Genomic DNA, 17,723 nt, shown 5'->3' on the forward strand with positions numbered 1-17,723 from the left:
CGGCATTCTTGTAACTTAATTGCTTTGATATTACCGAAGATCAAGGACTAAAATTATCGTAAAAACCCGATGGTATAGGTTGGCGATGACATTTCCTTTGTCAGGTAGGCACTTAAGGCATCAGGGTCAGGTTGGATGTCTGTTTTTGTTTCTAATGCAGCCAAACCGCCAGAGATGAACAGAGAATCGAGGTCTTCGCCCATTGCACCCTTGATGTCGGTCAAAACGCCATCTCCGATACAGAGAATCCGGTCATCCGAGACAGGGCTGCCCAAAGCGGAAAGTCTGCGGCGCGCCAGATCGTATATTGGTGGATGGGGTTTCCCGAAATAAAGGCTCTCGCCGCCCATTTCTGTATAAAGCTGTGCCAGAGCACCGGCACACCATTCGCGTGTCTCTCCGCGATCGACGACAATGTCGGGATTGGCGCAGAGCAGTTTCAAGCCTTTTTGCTTTGCATAGAGGAATTGTGGGCGCATCTCATCCGGGTGGGCCAAAGGATTCACGGGTCCGGTGCAGACGATTCCTTCGGCTTCCTCCAGGGGGACCTGGGTGATGGTCACCGGATCCTCAAGTAACGCAAGAGGTTCAAAAAAGTTCTGGTCATGGGGCTGGCCGACAAACCAAACCTTTTCACCGACGGTACCACGGAACATTGCCGAGCGGGCAGAATCACCAGAGGTCGCGATGGCGTCCCAACTGTCTGCGGCGACGCCGAAGCGGTCTAACTGTTTGGCAACGCTGTCAAAAGGGCGGGGGGCGTTGGTGACGAGGACGACCTTGCCGCCCGATTTTCGATAGGTTTGCAGCGCGGCAACTGCGTCGGGCAGGGCAGCCACGCCATTATGCACACAGCCCCAAAGATCGACAAAAAGCGCGTCATATTGGGCGGAAATTTCGGCGAGGGTTTCGACGATTCTGGTCATAAGGAGGCCTTTGTTCTGAGGACTGAGGAGCGTCGAAACCGGGGGCACCGGGTGTACACCTCCCCTACACCCCCCATGCACCCTTTCGGTGCATCATATACTCACATCTTGAGGTTCGGAATGATCTGCTTTTTACGGCTCATGATGCCGGGCAAGACCACGTGATCGCCTGAAACTGTCGCGCCAAAGCTTTTTTCGGCGATGGTTTTTACTGTGTCGTTGGGGATCAGCATCGTCGCTTCTTCCTTAAGAATATCTACGATGAACAATAATACCTCTGCGGCTCCGTCTTCGGATGCGACCACGGGCATCGCAGCCATCAAGGCATCCTTGCGGGCCAATAATGGGGCGGGGGAGGTGGTTTCAAGTACGGAGACCCGCAGTCCGGTGCCGTTCAGATCCATTTCCTTGCTGTCCATGCGCAGAAGTTCTGCGTCAGAAAATGCGGAAACGTCGGATTTGGCAGCGAACATATCCGAAGCAAAGGCGGTCATATCGACGCCCAGATCCGCAGCCAAAGCAGTGGCGACGGCGCGGTCTTCTTCCGTCGTGGTGGGGCTGCGGAATTCCAGCGTATCGGACAGAATGCAGGAAAGCGCAGCACCTTTGATTTCTTTGGGAGCCTTTGCCCAATCTTCGCCTGCGATCTGAACCATGATGGTGGCAGTACAGGCCAAAGGCTTGATGACCATATGAATCGGGCCCTTGGTCTCAAGTCCACCCACAAGGCGGTGGTGGTCAATGATGGCCTTGATGTCGCAGTTATTGATATTGGCAGGAAGTTCGGCGGGATTGTTTGTGTCGACGATGACAACGGATGTGCCGGCACCAACTTCTGTGATGATTTCAGGTTTGGGAAGGTTCCAGTGTTCCAGCATGAACAGTGCTTCGGTGTTTGGTTCACCCAGAAGGACGGGTTTGGCATCTACGCCCATGATTTCGTTAAGGTACCAAGACCAGATAATTGGGCTGCCGGTACTGTCGGTGTCAGGGGATTTGTGGCCAAATACGAGCGTGGTCATGAGGCGTCCTTGCTTGGTGGAGTGTGGATTTGAGGGTCTTATAGGAGCGCACCCCCCCATTGTCACGACCTTGCATCAAGGCCCAGTTCGACTCGTTTTTTACGTGTAAGTCCAGCCACCACCATGTCGAACGACGCACGGATGTGATCGCGCAGGCTTTCGTCGGACAGGCCGGGCGCGGCATAGTTCTGTATCCACTTCAAACCGCGAGAGGCAAGATAGGGGGCAGGGCGCAGACCGGGACTGTCGGAAAGCACCTCAAAGGCAAGATCGCTGGTTTTGAAAGTCACGGCGTTGCCGCCGGCACCCATCCCAATAACGGCGAACATCTTGCCCCCGACCTTGTAAACATCAGAGTTTCCCCACTGAACAACATGGGTGGCCTGAGGCAAGGAAGCACAGAAGCGTTTTAATTCATCACGGGTCATTGACTGTAGTCTAGTGGGTTGGAGTGGGATCGCAAATAGGGCAGATTAGGCCCATGACAAAGCCACGTGAAACCGACCTCTATCCGCCGATAAAAGCCTTTCTCGAAGATCAGGGGTATGTGGTCAAATCCGAGGTCGGCGCAGCGGATGTTGTCGCCGTGCGGGCAGAAGAACCGCCCGTGGTGGTAGAGTTGAAATTGGGGTTCTCGCTTGCCTTGTTTCATCAATGTGTGGCGCGGTTGAAGGTGACGGATGATGTCTATCTTGCTGTGGCGCGCAGTCCGGGCAGACGGTTTGCCAAATCGCTGAAAGAAAACACCGCTCTGGCGCGGCGGTTGGGATTGGGCGTCATCACCGTGCGGCTGAAAGATGCCTTGGTCGAGGTACATTGTGACCCGGGGCCCTATGCGCCACGTAAATCTGTAAAACGGCAAAACAATTTGCTGCGGGAATTCGCCCGCAGGCAGGGGGATCCGAACGACGGGGGACAGACGCGGGCAGGATTGGTAACGGCCTATCGTCAGGATGCGTTGAAGCTTGCGGTTTATTTGTTTGAGGCCGGCGCCAGCAAAGGCGCGGACGTGGCAAGTGAAACCGGGATCGCCCTTGCAACACGTGTGATGCGGGACAATTATTACGGCTGGTTTGAAAAGATCGACAAGGGCGTTTACGGGCTGAGCCCTGCAGGGGCTGACGCGGTGAATACAACGCCGCGGGTCTTGGGCACGGATTGAGCAGGGCGGATAGCCGGACATCTTTTCAGTACCGATCATAACCGGCCCAAAATCGATTCGTCTCCTCTTTTACCCTTGATAATTCTACAACTTGGCGGCCGTGATCTTTTAATGGAGACGCGAAGGTGACCCTAAGCGTCAAAATCATCATAAAACGTTTGGATTTTTAGTGACAAAAAGAGCGCATATTTTTTCACATACGATTGGTTGACAGCACGTCGCCGCATGCCTAGCTATGCGTCGTTATCACTCGACATGATTGAGTGCTAACGCCTGATCGGCCCAGGAACGGGCGACAGGCTGGGAGAAACCTTTGAGCCTTAAGGAGCTACAAAGATGGCATTGAAACCGCTTCACGACCGCGTGCTGGTAAAGCGCACAGAAAGCGAAGAGAAAACAGCCGGCGGATTGATTATTCCTGATTCAGCCAAAGAAAAGCCTTCCGAGGGCGAAGTTGTATCTGTGGGCGAAGGCGCTCGCAAAGACAGCGGCGAGTTGATCGCACCAGCAGTGAAAGCTGGCGACAAGATTCTGTTCGGCAAATGGTCCGGCACAGAAGTCACCGTAGACGGTGAAGAAATGCTGATGATGAAAGAGAGCGACATCATGGGGATCATCACCTGAGATCAGGGGATGGCGGGGTAGGCCCCGCCCTGTGGTTCGACGCTTAATTCTGAAATAAATGGAGAAGACAAATGGCAGCTAAGGACGTCAAATTTGACACCGATGCCCGCAACAAAATGCTCAAGGGTGTGAACACTCTGGCAAACGCGGTGAAAGTCACCCTCGGCCCCAAAGGCCGCAACGTGGTTCTGGACAAATCGTTCGGTGCCCCACGCATCACCAAAGACGGTGTTTCCGTGGCCAAAGAGATCGAACTGGAAGACAAGTTCGAGAACATGGGCGCACAGATGGTCAAGGAAGTTGCTTCCCGTACCAATGACGAAGCAGGCGACGGTACAACAACCGCAACCGTTCTGGCGCAGGCCATCGTCAAAGAGGGCATGAAGTCTGTTGCGGCAGGCATGAACCCGATGGATCTGAAGCGCGGCATCGACATGGCGACGCTGACTGTTGTTGAGGCCATCCGCGCCGCGGCACGTCCGGTTTCCGACAGCGATGAAGTTGCACAGGTTGGTACGATCTCTGCAAACGGTGAAAAAGAAATCGGCCGTCAGATCGCGGATGCGATGCAGAAGGTTGGCAATGAGGGTGTGATCACCGTTGAAGAGAACAAAGGTCTGGAAACAGAGACCGATGTTGTTGAAGGCATGCAGTTCGACCGCGGTTACCTGTCCCCTTACTTTGTCACCAACTCTGACAAGATGACTGTTGAGCTGGAAGACGCGATTATTCTGCTGCACGAGAAGAAGCTGTCTTCCTTGCAGCCAATGGTTCCACTGTTGGAGCAGGTCATCCAGTCGCAGAAGCCTTTGCTGATCATCGCAGAAGATGTTGAAGGCGAAGCGCTTGCAACGCTGGTTGTGAACAAACTGCGCGGCGGTTTGAAAATTGCAGCGGTTAAAGCGCCAGGTTTCGGCGATCGTCGTAAAGCGATGCTGCAGGACCTTGCCATTCTGACCGGCGGTCAGGTGATCTCCGAAGATCTCGGCATGAAGCTTGAGTCCGTTACAATGGACATGCTGGGTTCCGCCAAAAAGGTGTCGATCACCAAGGACGAGACCACAGTTGTTGATGGCGCTGGCGAGAAGGCCGAGATCGAGGCACGTGTGGCCCAGATCCGCAACCAGATCGAAGAAACCACATCAGACTACGACAAGGAAAAGCTGCAGGAGCGTGTTGCGAAACTCGCCGGTGGTGTTGCCGTGATCCGCGTTGGCGGCATGTCCGAAGTGGAAGTCAAAGAGCGCAAAGACCGCGTTGACGATGCACTGAACGCGACGCGCGCTGCTGTGCAAGAAGGCATCGTTGTTGGCGGTGGTGTTGCCCTGGTTCAGGCAGGCAAGAAGCTTGAAGGTCTGACAGGCGAGAACAGCGATCAGAACGTCGGTATCTCCATCGTGCGCAAGGCACTGGAAGCACCGCTGCGTCAGATCGCCGAGAACGCCGGTGTTGACGGTGCGGTTGTTGCGGGCAAAATCCGCGAGAGCAACGATTTGACCTATGGTTTCAACGCGCAGACCGAAGAATATGGCGACATGTTCAAGTTCGGCGTGATCGACCCTGCCAAAGTTGTGCGTACAGCGCTTCAGGATGCGGCATCTGTTGCTTCCCTGCTGATCACAACCGAAGCCATGGTTGCTGACAAACCTTCCAAGGAAGGTGCAGGCGGCGGCATGGGCGGCGGCATGCCCGACATGGGCGGCATGGGCGGCATGATGTAAGGTTCGCCCTATATCTATCCTGCCAGTCGGCAAGATACGCAAAAGGCCCGTTCGCGGGCCTTTTGTTGTTTTGGGCCTGCGCATCCATCAGGCAGGCTACGGGAACGGATGTTAACACTCCATCAAGGGGCGGAGTGCTAGGCTGTCACAACCTGAGCGTGGTGAGAGTGAATGAAAACCGAAGCTGTCCAATCCCTTCCTGTCCCTGAAAAACAATCCGGTTCATCGCAGGACATTGAGGATTTTATTTATCTGATAAGTCATGATGTGCGGGCGTCGGTCCGTGCGTTGTTGGAGTTGCCTCATTGGATTGCCGAGGATCTGGAAGAATCGGGAGTGCCGATTGACGCGTCGGTCGCCGCCTCGATCGAGTTGATGAACCGTCACACTGGTCGCTTGGACCGCATGCTGGTCGACTTGCTGACTTTCTCGCGGATCGGTCGCATGCAGGAAGTGCGTGAAGTTGATCTGTCCAATGTGCTGGATCAGGTGCTGGAAGAGATACAGGTTTTGCCGGGGTTTACCGTGATCCGCAATCTGGACTGCGCTACAGTTGTTATTGGAGAGCGGGATGTGCTGACGCTGTTTAGTGCATTGATTCGCAACACCATGAAACATCACGATAAAAAGTCGGGACAGATTGTCGTATGCAGCGCAATCGAAGGGGAGGAGGTTGTGCTTTCGGTGGCGGATGATGGTCCGGGCATTGCGCCGGAATATCGTGAAAATGTTTTTGGCGCGATGCGGACCCTGCGTCCGCGCGACGAGGTGGAGGGCAGTGGTATGGGCCTCGCCAATGTACGAAAGATCGCCACATTATATGGCGGGTCGGTTCGCATCAAGGATTCACCCTATGGACGCGGAAGCCTTGTTGAGGTGCGGTTGCGTCAGGAACCTGTTTCGTGACCGTTCGATTTGTAGACAATCAGATTTGAAGAATGTGCGGCGTTAAGGTTCTGTCAGGCTTTATCCGCAATTCTTTCCCCGAGTGAAAAATTCCAGGATCCTGCCATGTTGAGTTCTGAAGAAACCATGTCGTCTGTGCCCGGTGCCTTCCAGACACCGAGAGGTATGCGTGCCCTGTTACTGGATGACAGCAATTTCGACCGGGCGCGCATTCGCCGGATGAGCGACAAAACAGACCTTGCGATCAAGCTGGACGAGGTGGAAAGCATTGAAGCGCTGGACGCGGCAGTGGCCAGAGAAAATTATGACCTGATCCTGATTGATTACCGCCTGCCTGTTGGCGACGGTATGGAAGCACTGGATCATGTTTTGAAAAACGAGCTGAACAAAGATGCAGGCAAGATCATGATCACAGGTGACGGTGCGCGCCAGACGGCGATTCAGGCAATGCGCAGCGGCTATCATGATTTTTTGACCAAAGAGGAGATGAATGCCGAAGATTTGCGTAGTGCGATGATCAATGCTGTTACCCTTGCACGCCGGCAGCAGTTTTTGACCAGACAAGCGGTACAGCAGCGCGAAGCCATACAACAAGGCCTGATTGCGGCTTTGCAAGACAGCGACGTGCAGAATAGCGTGATTTCCCTGGTGCGTCGTAATCTGAATCTGGATGGATTCCGCTTGAGCGAAATGATGGGCCGGTTTGATGCGGCCGAGGCGGAAAAATTATTGGCTGTCTTGCATGATGAAGACGACTTTATCTTTCATTGACCCATCTTGGGTTGGGCTGTTTGACTAGGCTGCCCCCTTTCGCTTGGCGCGGTGGATATGAACAGCTATGCCTATGTATGCGCCTCGTTTTTGGAATCCTCTTTACCATGATTGCCTTTGCGGCAAATTCGATCCTGACACGAATGGCGATAGAGGGTGGATTTATTGACCCTTCGGGTTTTGCTGTTGTGCGTGTGGTATCAGGCGCGCTGGTCCTTGGTATGGTTGTTTCCCTGCGCGGTGGCGGTCTTCCGCTGTTGCGTCGTGACCGGATTTCGGGAGCTTTGAGCCTTGCTGCCTATTTGGTGGGATTTTCACTTGCTTATCTCACGCTCGATGCGGGGTTGGGGGCCCTCATTCTTTTTGGTGTTGTACAGATTACCATGTTCGCAGATGGCGCGTTGCGTGGGACAGCCCCGACGCAACGACAATTGGCGGGGGGGGCGGTTGCCTTTTGCGGACTGCTGATCGCGCTTTGGCCCGGGCCTGGCGGGGCCGCAGATCCGGTCGGCGCAATCTTGATGATTATTGCCGGACTAGGCTGGGCCGCATATAGCATTCTAGGTCGAAGCGCCAAAGATCCGCTGGCATCAACCGGTGCAAATTTCCTGCTTTGTGTGCCCATCCTTCTGATTTTGCTTGCAGGGACCGGGCCGACCTTCAGCGCGACAGGGCTGGCGTTGGGAATCATCTGCGGGGGGCTGACTTCCGGGCTTGGCTATGCACTTTGGTATGCGGTGCTGCCAAAACTCGAAAGTGCCACGGCGGCCACTGTACAGCTCAGCGTGCCAGTGATTGCAATCCTTGCGGGGGCCGCATTATTGGGTGAAACCATTGGGGCGGTTGTCATTGTCGCGACATTTCTGGTGGTCGGGGGCATTGGCTTTGCCGTTACCGGACAAGCGGTTCGAGGGGATCGTAGCTGAGACCAGGATCGCCAAAGGCAACCTGAAGCAGACTGTCGGGTTTGTAGCGCCGCGTTGCCAGCTCGGCTTGTGTCAGCCAATGCCATTCGTTCACGATTCTTTCGACATCCCGCCAATTGGGGTCAATGCTGGCGGTACCCTTCAAGGTGCAACGAAAGTAGACATCCACTTGATGAAACCTGCTGGCGGGGTCGTGAAATTCGTTTACCAAACAAGGGTCTCCCACAGTAACATGCAGTCCGGTTTCTTCAAAAACCTCACGGCACAGGTTGTCGGGCAGGGATGAACCCGGTTCAACCCCTCCTCCGGGTGCACAAAGCAGGTCACTCTGCCCATTGGGGTAGGCATTTACCATCAGCAAGCGCGCCTCATGCAAGATGAGGCCACGAACAGCCAATCGAGGAGAATTTGGGCGCATCCCGGCCCTTTCTGCAAAAGATGTACGACTGGCATTTCCCAGCGGATGAATTCAGTTTATCTGATCGGCTATGACCCGCCAATTGTTTCTCCTTTTTGCCGTTATTGGCCTGAGTGCTTGCCAGAACAGTTCTGCACAGGCGCGATGTGTCGTTTTGTTACACGGGTTGGCACGCACTGAGTCCTCTTTTGCGCTGATGGAAGCTGCGCTTGAAACCGAAGGCTACCGGATCGTGAGACCCGGTTACCCTTCAACCGAAGCACCGATCGAGGTGCTCACCCGACAGACGGTACCGGATGCTGTCGCCGCCTGTGGCACACCGAAGGTAGATTTCGTGACCCATTCCATGGGCGGAATCTTGGTGCGGCAATGGGTGGCCCAAGAAGGCAACGCACGCGTTGGACGGGTTGTAATGTTGGGACCACCAAATCAGGGCAGTGAAGTGGTGGATGAACTGGGCGATATTGCTGCATTCGACTGGATCAATGGTCCGGCAGGTCGGCAGATGGGCACGGGACCAGAGTCTTTGCCGAGAAAACTTCCGCCTGTAACCTTTGACCTTGGGGTGATCGCCGGATCGCAATCCCTGAATCCCTATTTTTCGACCTTGTTGCCCGGCCCTGATGACGGCAAGGTTTCCGTCGCTTCAACTCGCGTCGCTGGCATGAAAGATCACATCGTATTGCCTGTGACCCATACCTTCATGATGAACAGCCCCAGGGTGATTGCGCAAACGATGGAGTTTATGCGCACCGGAGCATTTGACCAGAGCATCACCTGGTTCGAAGGGGTATTGGAAGCGGTGGGTTGCTCTGAAGGGGAGTGCATTACCGGCTCGGAGGAGGGGAATGCCAAACCTTGATTTGACGGGAGCGCGTGTTCTGTATCCCGACGGCCTTAGCCAGACGCCCTTGTCTTTTGCGGAAGGGCTGATTGTTGATGCGCCGGTAGGACGTGCGGTTGATCTGACGGGTTATCTTGTGTTGCCGGGGATTGTTGATCTGCATGGCGACGGGTTTGAACGTCATCTTGCACAGCGGCGCGGCGCGATGAAACAGCTCGACGCGGGCTTGATCGCCTGTGAGGCCGAGCTTGCGGCAAACGGGATTACCACGGCTGTTCTTGCGCAGTTTGTCAGTTGGGAAGGAGGGATGCGTGGGCTGGAGTTTGCCGAGCGTGTCTTTGCTACCATTCGCGATGCAAAACAGGCATTGGTGACGGATTTGCAGGCCCAGCTCAGGTTCGAGACCCATCTGCTTGAGTTGTACGACGATCTTCCGCAAAGGCTGACTGACTGGGGCATCAGCTATATGGTGTTCAATGACCACCTTCCACATGACCGGTTGGACGCGGGAAAGTTGCCGCGCCGGTTGAATGGTCAGGCGCTCAAGGCGCGGCGCAGCCCGGAAAAACACCATGCCTACATGAAGGAGTTACACGGTCTGAGCGCGGAAGTCCCTGCTGCGCTGGACATGCTTTGCCCGCGTTTGGCGACTGCAGGTGTTCGTATGGGAAGCCATGATGATGCAACGGCCGAAGACCGCGCGATCTGGCGCGCGCGCGGGGTGCAGGTGGCCGAATTTCCTGAAACCTTGGAAGCGGCAGAGGCAGCGCATGCTGCGGGTGATCCCGTGCTGATGGGGGCACCCAATGTGGTGCGGGGCGGATCGCACAATGGCAACCTGTCGGCGGTTGATCTTCTGGTCATGGGGTATTGTGATGCATTGGCATCAGATTATCATTACCCCTCGCCCCGGCGGGCGGCGTTAATGCTGGCGGATGCAGGTATATTCGATCTTGCTGGTGCATGGGCGCTGATTTCGTCGGGGCCTGCAGCGGTTTTGGGATTGTCGGACCGGGGCAGCCTGACCACGGGCAAACGCGCGGATTTTGTCGTTCTTGATGCGCTGACGCGGCGCGTTGCCGCGACCTTTGCCCAGGGCCGGGTATCCTATATGAACGGTGCCATCGCGGAGCGATTTATCGCATGATGCGGTTCACATGGCCCATTTTGCGACCTGCCTTGGTTTCAGCCTTGCCGTAGAGATGCAGGGCGGTGTCCTTTTCACGGGCAAGTGCCGGAATGCGGTCCATGTCCGCGCCAATCAGGTTTTCCATCACCACATCTGCGTAGCGTGATCCATCTCCGAGGGGCCAGCCGGTGATTGCACGAATGTGTTGTTCAAACTGATCCACCGTGCAGCCGTTTTGTGTCCAATGGCCTGAGTTATGCACACGCGGGGCGATTTCATTGACGATAAATCCCTGTGGCGTGACAAAGAGTTCCACGCCCATCACGCCGACATAATCCAGTGCGTTCAATATCTTGGCCGCGATCAATACGGCATCCGTGCGCTGACTGCTGCTGAGGGCTGCAGGGACGGTCGTGGTGCGCAAGATGCCATCGCGGTGGACATTTTCACCGGGATCAAAACAGGCGACCTCCCCGGATGGGCTACGTGCACCGATGATGGAAACCTCGTGTGAAAAATCGACAAATCCTTCAAGCACGGCGGGCGCGCCCTTCATATCTGCAAATGCAGATTCGGCATTTTCGGGGGCGCTTAATCGTGCCTGTCCCTTGCCGTCATAGCCAAACCGGCGAGTTTTCAGGATGGAAGGGGTTCCAATCTCGGTCACGGCTTGTGTCATTGCTGCGGCGTCGGGGACATCCGCAAAGGGGGCCACCGTCAGCCCGAGGTTTCGCAGGAACTCCTTTTCTGTAAGGCGATCCTGGGAGATACGCAGCGCTTCGCGTCCGGGGCGGATCGGGACCAACGATTCGATCAGGTCAAGGGCGGCGGTAGGGACATTTTCGAATTCGAAGGTCACCACTTCACAAGCGCTGGCAAAAGCGCGCAGGGCATTTGCATCTTCATAAGGGGCCATTGTTACAGCATCTGCAACATGAGCGGCAGGCGGATGGGCACCGGGTTCGAAAATATGTGTCTTGAACCCCAATCGCGCAGCGGCAACAGACAACATACGGCCCAGTTGGCCGCCGCCTAGAATGCCGATCGTGCTGCCCGGAACAAGTGGTTCAGTCATCTGCCGGCTCCTCGGGAATCGAGGCACTGAGTGCGGCGCGCCACTTGTCGAGCCTGTCAGCAACATTTGCATCCCGCAATGCCAAGATGGACGCGGCCATCAGGCCTGCATTTGCCGCGCCCGGGGCACCGATGGCCATTGTTGCCACCGGAAAACCCTTTGGCATTTGCAAAATGGAATAAAGGCTATCAACCCCTGACAATGCTTTGGTCTGTACCGGCACACCGATCACCGGAATGCGGGTTTTGGACGCCATCATGCCGGGTAAATGTGCCGCACCGCCCGCACCTGCAATGATCACTTGCAAACCTCGATCCACAGATGTTTTCCCGTATTCCCACAAACGATCCGGCGTGCGATGGGCTGAAACGATGCGTGTCTCGTAGGAAATGTTGAGTTCATCAAGGACGTCTGCGGCCTCACGCATCGTGGCCCAATCGGATTGCGAGCCCATGATGATGCCTACGGGAGGTGTGGTCATGTGAAATACGCCTTTGATCTGCGGAATTGAGCGGGCACTATAGCCAGACTGCGTCGGGGGGCAATGCAATGCTGTGTTGGATTGACCTCAGGCGATGATGTCTGGGGTGAGCCGGTCTTCGATCATGGAGATCAGGTCTTTTAGCCGCAGTTTGCGTTTTTTCAAACGCTGCAAAGTGAGCTGGTCGGCGGTGGTGCGCTCTGTCAGGGCGGTAATCGCCTCGTCCAGATCACGGTGCTCGCGGCGAAAAACCTCAAGTTCGACACGCAAAACGTCATCCGTTTTCATCGAAAGATCGGTGGGCGCATTCATATCTTGATGATTCCATTGATATTGAACTTGTAATATAGGTGTTCACCTTGCTTGCGCATAGCCCTTGTGCACGGCGCTGGCTGTGCCCATATTCATATCAACGGTTGCCACGAACGGGGCCGCACATGACTGTCGCTTGAGAATATAAGGACGTGTCGCATGACGAAAATGACGATAGCATCTTATCCCCATATGTTGGGATTTGAACAGCTGGAGCGGGTGCTGGAACGCAGCGCAAAATCCGGCAATGAAGGATACCCACCCTTCAACATCGAACAAACCTGCGATTTCAGTTATCGCATCACACTGGCGGTTGCCGGCTTCGCCGAAGAAGACCTTGCGATCACTGTCGAAGATCGGCAGTTGGTTATCCGGGGGCGACAGGCCGAAGAAACTCAGGGCCGTATTTTCTTGCACCGCGGCATCGCTGCGCGACAGTTCCAACGTTCATTTGTCCTGGCTGATGGCGTGGAAGTGGGTGAGGCGCAGATGGAAAATGGTCTGCTTCATGTGGACCTGACCCGCGCCAAACCGGAAACAGTTGTGCAAACGATCAAGATCAAGAAGGGATAAGGCGATGGAAAATACCGAGGCACGTTCAACAGACCGCACCGTCTATGTCAAAACAATTGCTGTTATAGATCTGCCACGCGAAGTGCGCGATCAGGCAGCAGGGCTTGAACAGCTATATGCTGTTCATGATTCCCAGGGACAGCAGCTTGCCCTTGTTGGCGATCGAAAACTGGCGTTCCTTTTGGCGCGCGAACATGATTATGCGCCCGTGATGGTGCATTGATCTGGCGCCTGGCGGACAGTTGACTAAAGTTGGAGTGGTCGCACGTGGTGCGACCCTTTTTCATGGCAAGAGATGAGATTATGACGTTTGAATTTGATTGGGTGGATGCATTTACGGACAAACCTTTTGGCGGGAACGGATGTTCGGTCGTGCATGACGGGGCGGTTTTGTCCGATGACACCTGTCTCGCTTATGTACGCGAAACGTCATTGGTTGAATGCACTTTTACCGGTCCGTCCAAGGTCGCTGATCTCAGGGTGAAATATTATCTTGCCAGTCGTGAAATCCCCTTTGCCGGGCATCCGACCATTGCGACGGTGGCGGCGCTCAAACATCGGGGCAAGATTGGCGACGGGCCGCTTACGCTGGAAACCGGGGCGGGTATTGTTGCGGTGGAGGTGGCAGGAGATGACATCACTATGACACAGCAGGCGCCGGAGTTCGGTCAGAACGTGCCTGCAGAAATCGTAGCAGCGGTGGGAGGAATTTCGCGCGATCTGATCATCGCACCGCCGCAGATCGTTTCGACAGGATTGCCGTTTTGTATCACCGTTCTCAAGGATCGTGCCGCGATAGAGGCTTTGCGCCTGGATGCGACGGCTTTCGCGGCCTATTGCACAGAGCTTGGCCTGCCCTCTACTGACGTGATGGAGCCGTATTGGATCACGCTCCAGGGAGCGAGCGCCAAGGGCGATACCTATGCGCGTTTGCTTTTGGCACCGCCCAGTGCACCAGAAGACCCCTACACCGGATCTGCCACGGGGGCGGCGGCATCCTATCTTTGGGCACAGGGATTGCTGGATTCGCCGAAGTATATTGCGGAACAGGGGCATGGCATGGGCCGCCCCGGTCAGGCACGGGTCGAGGTATTGGGACCACGCGAGGCCATCTCTGGCGTCAAGGTGACAGGGCGCGGCGTGGTGGTGATGTCTGGGACAGCGTTTCTGCCAAGATGAAAAAAGCGCGGCCTGATGAAAAGGCCGCGCTTGATTCGAACTGTTGATCAATGACAGGAGTTATCCTGAAATCAGACCCATGCTTTCCAGCTTCAAGAGCACCTGATGGGCGCAGTTGTCCACATCCACATTTTCGGTCTCGACGCGCAATTCAGGGTTTTCCGGCACATCGTAAGGATCTGAGATCCCTGTAAATTCCTTGATCTTGCCTTCGCGCGCCAGTTTGTAGAGTCCCTTGCGGTCGCGGCGTTCGCATTCTTCGATGCTGGTCGCGACATGGATTTCGACAAATGCCCCAAAATTTTCCACATCTTCACGCACCGCACGGCGGGTGGTGGCATAGGGGGCGATGGGTGCGCAGATGGCGATGCCGCCGTTCTTGGTGATCTCACTCGCGACATAGCCGATACGCCGGATGTTGAGGTCGCGGTGTTCCTTGCTGAAGCCCAGTTCGGAGGACAGGTTCTTGCGCACGATGTCGCCGTCCAGCAGCGTCACAGGACGCCCCCCCATTTCCATCAGCTTGACCATCAGAGCATTCGCAATGGTGGATTTCCCGGAGCCGGAGAAACCGGTGAAGAACACGGTAAAGCCCTGCTTGTTGCGCGGTGGGCGCGTGCGGCGCAGTTCCTGCACCACCTCGGGGAATGAGAACCATTCAGGGATTTCCAAACCTTCCTGCAAGCGACGGCGCAATTCGGTGCCGGAGATGTTCAGGATCGTGACATCATCCTTGTCGTGAATCTCATCTGCGGGTTCGTATTGGGCGCGTTCCTGTACATAGACCATGTGTTTGAAATCGACCATTTCGATGCCCATTTCCTCTTGATGGGTGCGAAACAGATCCTGCGCATCATAGGGGCCATAGAAATCTTCACCGGCAGAGTTCTTGCCGGGGCCTGCGTGGTCACGGCCGACAATGAAATGGGTGCAGCCGTGGTTCTTGCGGATCAGCCCATGCCAAACCGCCTCGCGAGGGCCGGCCATGCGCATGGCAAGATTGAGCAATGACATTGACGTGGTCGCGGCGGGATACTGGTCCAGCACAGCCTCGTAACAGCGTACGCGAGTGAAATGATCCACATCGCCGGGCTTGGTCATGCCGACAACGGGGTGAATCAAGAGGTTGGCCTGTGCTTCGCGCGCGGCACGGAACGTCAGTTCCTGATGAGCGCGGTGCAAGGGATTGCGGGTCTGGAAGGCCACAACCTTGCGCCAGCCTACCTTGCGGAAATAGGCGCGTAGTTCGTTCGGCGTGTCGCGGCGGGCACGGAAGTCATAATGCACTGGCTGCTGAATGCCTGTCACGGGACCGCCGAGATAGACGTCGCCGGCGGTGTGGTGCAGATAGTTCACTGCGGGGTGAGCGGTGTCATCGGCACCAAACACCTTGGTTGCTTCATGCGACTTGTCTGGCGTCCAGCGGTCGGTGACGGTCATTGTTGCGAGGATCACACCTTCCTGATCCCGCAGGGCGATGTCTTGGCCGATTTCAAGCTTGGCTGCGAAATCTTCGGTGACATCCAGATTGATTGGCATGGGCCAGAGCGTGCCATCCGCCATGCGCATGTTATCGACAACGCTATTGTAATCCGCTTCGCTCATGAAACCCTTGAGCGGGTTGAAACCACCGTTCATCAACAGTTCCAAATCACAAATCTGGCGCGGAGTCAGGTCGTGACTGATCAGGTCAGCCGCCTCTACCTTCATCTTCTGCGCGGAGTCGTAGGATACATATAGCTCCGGAATTGGAGCGAGATTTGTCAACATGCTCATAATTATTCTCGTTTTACCTCATGCCCGGAGACCCGGTTGCCCGCGCTATGCCGTCAGATTACGGCAAAAGTCTAGCAGCGCTTGGGCGAAAGTAGCAAAAATTATATTGGAAGATGCAGGTTTGTCGGTTTTACACGGGTTGGTTTTGGCGAAACGACGCCAAAAGCGTCGCCAGATTGCTGGCCTCTTGCAGGGGCCACGCCATCAGGGGCGTAGTGAGCCCGCGCAATTCAAGTGCCTTCAATTGATTCTCGGGGACTTCATATCCCGCAGCGCGCAGCAGTGGTGCAGAGATCAAGGCCTGCACCTTGTGATCCTTGGTGACCCCTTCGATGCGCGAGGCCGTATTGACCGTATCCCCGATCAAAGTGCGCGGTGCTTGGCCCGCCGCGCCGATTTCGCCAAGCACCACATCACCCAGATGCGCCCCGATGCCAATCGCCACGGGGCTTTGCCCTTCGCTGACCAATGTCCGGTTGAAGCTGGCAAGCGCTTTTGCAATGCCTTCGATCGCCAGCAAGGCCGCCTGCGCCGAGCTTTCCGTATCCGAGGTTTCGAAGACAGCAAGAAACCCGTCGCCTAGATATTTGTCGACCGTGCCGCCCTGGGCATTTATTGCGGGTACGATGGCGTCAAAAAACCGGTTCAGCAGGAAGACGACATCATAAGGCAATTGCCCTGTTGTTCGCGCCGTAAAACCGCGCATGTCAAGGAACAGCAAGGCGAGTTCCTTTTCTTCGCCCTGTACTGCATGGCCGCGATGTTTGCGTTTCCCGTCTGGTTGAAAGACACGAAAAACGCTTGTGGGGGCAGTCGGTTTGATTTGACAGGCCAGCCTTGTGTTGGGCTCTGCACCAACGGCAGCAAGGCTGGAAGCTTCGGCTTCACTTGGTGGGGGCAAGGCTTCGAGGCCGTCTTCGATCACCACACGACATGTTGTGCATCGTCCGCGCCCGCCGCAGAGCGAGGCATGGGGAATGCCACGCAGACGCGACATTTCAAGCAGGGTCAGACCGCAGGGTGCATTGATTTGCAGACCGCTGGAATATCGGATTGTGACAGAGCGTTTTCGCGTAAGGATATATTTGAGCAGGTAGACGATTGCGATCGCCACCAAAACCGCGGCAAAAACCCAGCGCAATTGCACTGTGAGCGTGTAAAGTTCGGCAAAGGTTTCCCGGTCTGGAAAATTGAACCTTTCGATCATCGACTCGCGTTGAACCGGGTCGCTGAATTGTGCCCTGACGCGCCGTCCTTCGATCAGGAAGCCAGCCAAGGCAAAGGCCGGCACCAAGGTCGCAAGTCCAATCATTACAGGCAGGGCGCGACGCCACCATGCTTGGCTACGCAACCAGAAATGCAAACCAGTACAGCCATGTGCCCAGACCACCAACAGCAGCAGGGTTTGTTTCCAGCCGTCCGCGGTGTTGTACAACAACAGCATGATATAGCCCATTTCGTCATTGACGCCATGGATCTCATGGGCGGTGCGGGTATGGATCAGATGGGCCACCAGCAAAAGCGGGATGGTAATGCCCAATACAATCTGCATCGCCTCCCAGAACGGCATGCGCAAAGTGCCGCGCTGGGCCAGTTTGGTCAGCGCAAGTACCATATGCACCGAAAAGGCCCCGTAAAGCAGGATGGTCCCCGCGATGCTGCGGGTCACGATCTGACGCCAGTCTTGCGCTGCGTCCATCCAGACAGGCGAGAGCATGCCAAGTCCGATGTTCAGGAAATGCGTTAGTGCATAGGTAAACAGAACCAGCCCGCTGGCAATGCGCAGACGTGCAGGCCAGGTGCCGCGCCATAGATCACTCATTTCCTCTCCCTTGCTGCCGCTTGACTGTGAGGGGCACTGCCCCTTGCGTCAAGCGC

At 55.7% G+C, this 17,723-nt stretch carries 20 protein-coding genes; 11 read left to right on the forward strand and 9 right to left on the reverse strand.

Translation table 11 applies throughout. The features are described from left to right. Positions 1-53 precede the first annotated feature (53 nt). The 3 genes from OS190_RS04670 to OS190_RS04680 form a co-directional block, all read right to left on the reverse strand. Positions 54-926, reverse strand: coding sequence for a TIGR01459 family HAD-type hydrolase (locus OS190_RS04670; RefSeq protein ID WP_267157506.1), 873 nt, complete (start codon positions 924-926; stop codon positions 54-56). A 101-nt stretch (positions 927-1,027) separates the two neighbouring features. Beyond that, positions 1,028-1,948 (reverse strand): manganese-dependent inorganic pyrophosphatase, encoded by a 921-nt coding sequence (locus tag OS190_RS04675; protein WP_267157507.1) that lies wholly within the window; start codon positions 1,946-1,948, stop codon positions 1,028-1,030. 62 nt (positions 1,949-2,010) lie between these two features. Next, a complete protein-coding gene (locus OS190_RS04680) occupies positions 2,011-2,376 on the reverse strand; it encodes an MmcQ/YjbR family DNA-binding protein (RefSeq protein WP_267157508.1) in 366 nt (121 codons plus the stop codon). A 53-nt stretch (positions 2,377-2,429) separates the two neighbouring features. Between OS190_RS04680 and OS190_RS04685 the strand changes: the two genes are divergently transcribed. The 6 genes from OS190_RS04685 (at position 2,430) to OS190_RS04710 (ending at position 8,058) form a co-directional block, all read left to right on the forward strand. After that, a complete protein-coding gene (locus OS190_RS04685) occupies positions 2,430-3,110 on the forward strand; it encodes a DUF2161 domain-containing phosphodiesterase (protein ID WP_267157509.1) in 681 nt (226 codons plus the stop codon). A 336-nt stretch (positions 3,111-3,446) separates the two neighbouring features. Then, the gene (gene groES, locus OS190_RS04690; protein ID WP_267157510.1) at positions 3,447-3,734 is read left to right on the forward strand and encodes a co-chaperone GroES; all 288 of its coding nucleotides are present in this window, start codon (positions 3,447-3,449) and stop codon (positions 3,732-3,734) included. Positions 3,735-3,805: 71 nt separating this feature from the next. Further along, positions 3,806-5,455 (forward strand): chaperonin GroEL, encoded by a 1,650-nt coding sequence (gene groL / locus OS190_RS04695; protein ID WP_267157511.1) that lies wholly within the window; start codon positions 3,806-3,808, stop codon positions 5,453-5,455. Positions 5,456-5,626: 171 nt separating this feature from the next. Next, positions 5,627-6,361 carry a sensor histidine kinase gene (locus OS190_RS04700; protein WP_267157512.1) on the forward strand — a complete coding sequence of 245 codons (735 nt, stop codon included), beginning with the start codon at positions 5,627-5,629 and terminating at the stop codon, positions 6,359-6,361. 105 nt (positions 6,362-6,466) lie between these two features. After that, positions 6,467-7,132 carry a response regulator gene (locus tag OS190_RS04705; RefSeq protein WP_267157513.1) on the forward strand — a complete coding sequence of 222 codons (666 nt, stop codon included), beginning with the start codon at positions 6,467-6,469 and terminating at the stop codon, positions 7,130-7,132. Between the two features lie 77 nt (positions 7,133-7,209). After that, complete coding sequence (locus OS190_RS04710; protein ID WP_267157514.1) at positions 7,210-8,058, forward strand: DMT family transporter; 849 nt, start codon at positions 7,210-7,212, stop codon at positions 8,056-8,058. Here OS190_RS04710 and OS190_RS04715 read toward each other — a convergent pair. Then, entirely contained in the window at positions 8,024-8,476 is a 453-nt protein-coding gene (locus tag OS190_RS04715) for an NUDIX domain-containing protein (protein ID WP_267157515.1), read from the reverse strand. The two genes, OS190_RS04710 and OS190_RS04715, sit on opposite strands and share 35 nt — an antisense overlap. Before the next feature lie 70 nt (positions 8,477-8,546). Here OS190_RS04715 and OS190_RS04720 point away from each other — a divergent pair, with 70 nt between their 5' ends. Further along, a complete protein-coding gene (locus tag OS190_RS04720; RefSeq protein WP_267157516.1) occupies positions 8,547-9,338 on the forward strand; it encodes an alpha/beta hydrolase in 792 nt (263 codons plus the stop codon). Next, complete coding sequence (locus tag OS190_RS04725) at positions 9,325-10,467, forward strand: alpha-D-ribose 1-methylphosphonate 5-triphosphate diphosphatase (protein WP_267157517.1); 1,143 nt, start codon at positions 9,325-9,327, stop codon at positions 10,465-10,467. The genes OS190_RS04720 and OS190_RS04725 overlap by 14 nt, the downstream gene beginning before the upstream one ends. Here the strand turns inward: OS190_RS04725 and OS190_RS04730 are convergent. The 3 genes from OS190_RS04730 to OS190_RS04740 form a co-directional block, all read right to left on the reverse strand. Beyond that, the gene (locus OS190_RS04730) at positions 10,457-11,524 is read right to left on the reverse strand and encodes a 5-(carboxyamino)imidazole ribonucleotide synthase (RefSeq protein WP_267157518.1); all 1,068 of its coding nucleotides are present in this window, start codon (positions 11,522-11,524) and stop codon (positions 10,457-10,459) included. The two genes, OS190_RS04725 and OS190_RS04730, sit on opposite strands and share 11 nt — an antisense overlap. After that, entirely contained in the window at positions 11,517-12,005 is a 489-nt protein-coding gene (purE, locus tag OS190_RS04735; protein ID WP_267157519.1) for a 5-(carboxyamino)imidazole ribonucleotide mutase, read from the reverse strand. The genes OS190_RS04730 and purE overlap by 8 nt, the downstream gene beginning before the upstream one ends. A gap of 87 nt (positions 12,006-12,092) precedes the next feature. Beyond that, positions 12,093-12,317, reverse strand: a complete 225-nt coding sequence (locus OS190_RS04740; protein WP_267157520.1) for a YdcH family protein — start codon at positions 12,315-12,317, stop codon at positions 12,093-12,095. A 159-nt stretch (positions 12,318-12,476) separates the two neighbouring features. On the opposite strand from OS190_RS04740, the gene OS190_RS04745 reads away from it, so the two are divergent. From OS190_RS04745 to OS190_RS04755, 3 genes are all read left to right on the forward strand, one after another. Continuing rightward, positions 12,477-12,890, forward strand: coding sequence for an Hsp20 family protein (locus tag OS190_RS04745; protein WP_267157521.1), 414 nt, complete (start codon positions 12,477-12,479; stop codon positions 12,888-12,890). A gap of 4 nt (positions 12,891-12,894) precedes the next feature. After that, on the forward strand, positions 12,895-13,113 hold the full coding sequence (locus tag OS190_RS04750) for a DUF1150 family protein (protein WP_267157522.1): 219 nt from the start codon (positions 12,895-12,897) through the stop codon (positions 13,111-13,113). Positions 13,114-13,193: 80 nt separating this feature from the next. Beyond that, positions 13,194-14,069, forward strand: a complete 876-nt coding sequence (locus tag OS190_RS04755) for a PhzF family phenazine biosynthesis protein (RefSeq protein ID WP_267157523.1) — start codon at positions 13,194-13,196, stop codon at positions 14,067-14,069. Between the two features lie 60 nt (positions 14,070-14,129). On the opposite strand, the gene OS190_RS04760 is transcribed toward OS190_RS04755, so the two are convergent. Further along, on the reverse strand, positions 14,130-15,845 hold the full coding sequence (locus OS190_RS04760) for a bifunctional sulfate adenylyltransferase/adenylylsulfate kinase (RefSeq protein ID WP_267157524.1): 1,716 nt from the start codon (positions 15,843-15,845) through the stop codon (positions 14,130-14,132). 130 nt (positions 15,846-15,975) lie between these two features. Then, positions 15,976-17,667, reverse strand: coding sequence for an adenylate/guanylate cyclase domain-containing protein (locus OS190_RS04765; protein WP_267157525.1), 1,692 nt, complete (start codon positions 17,665-17,667; stop codon positions 15,976-15,978). Positions 17,668-17,723 lie beyond the last annotated feature (56 nt).

The sequence above is a fragment of the Sulfitobacter sp. F26204 genome, from assembly GCF_026410305.1.
GTDB lineage: Bacteria > Pseudomonadota > Alphaproteobacteria > Rhodobacterales > Rhodobacteraceae > Sulfitobacter.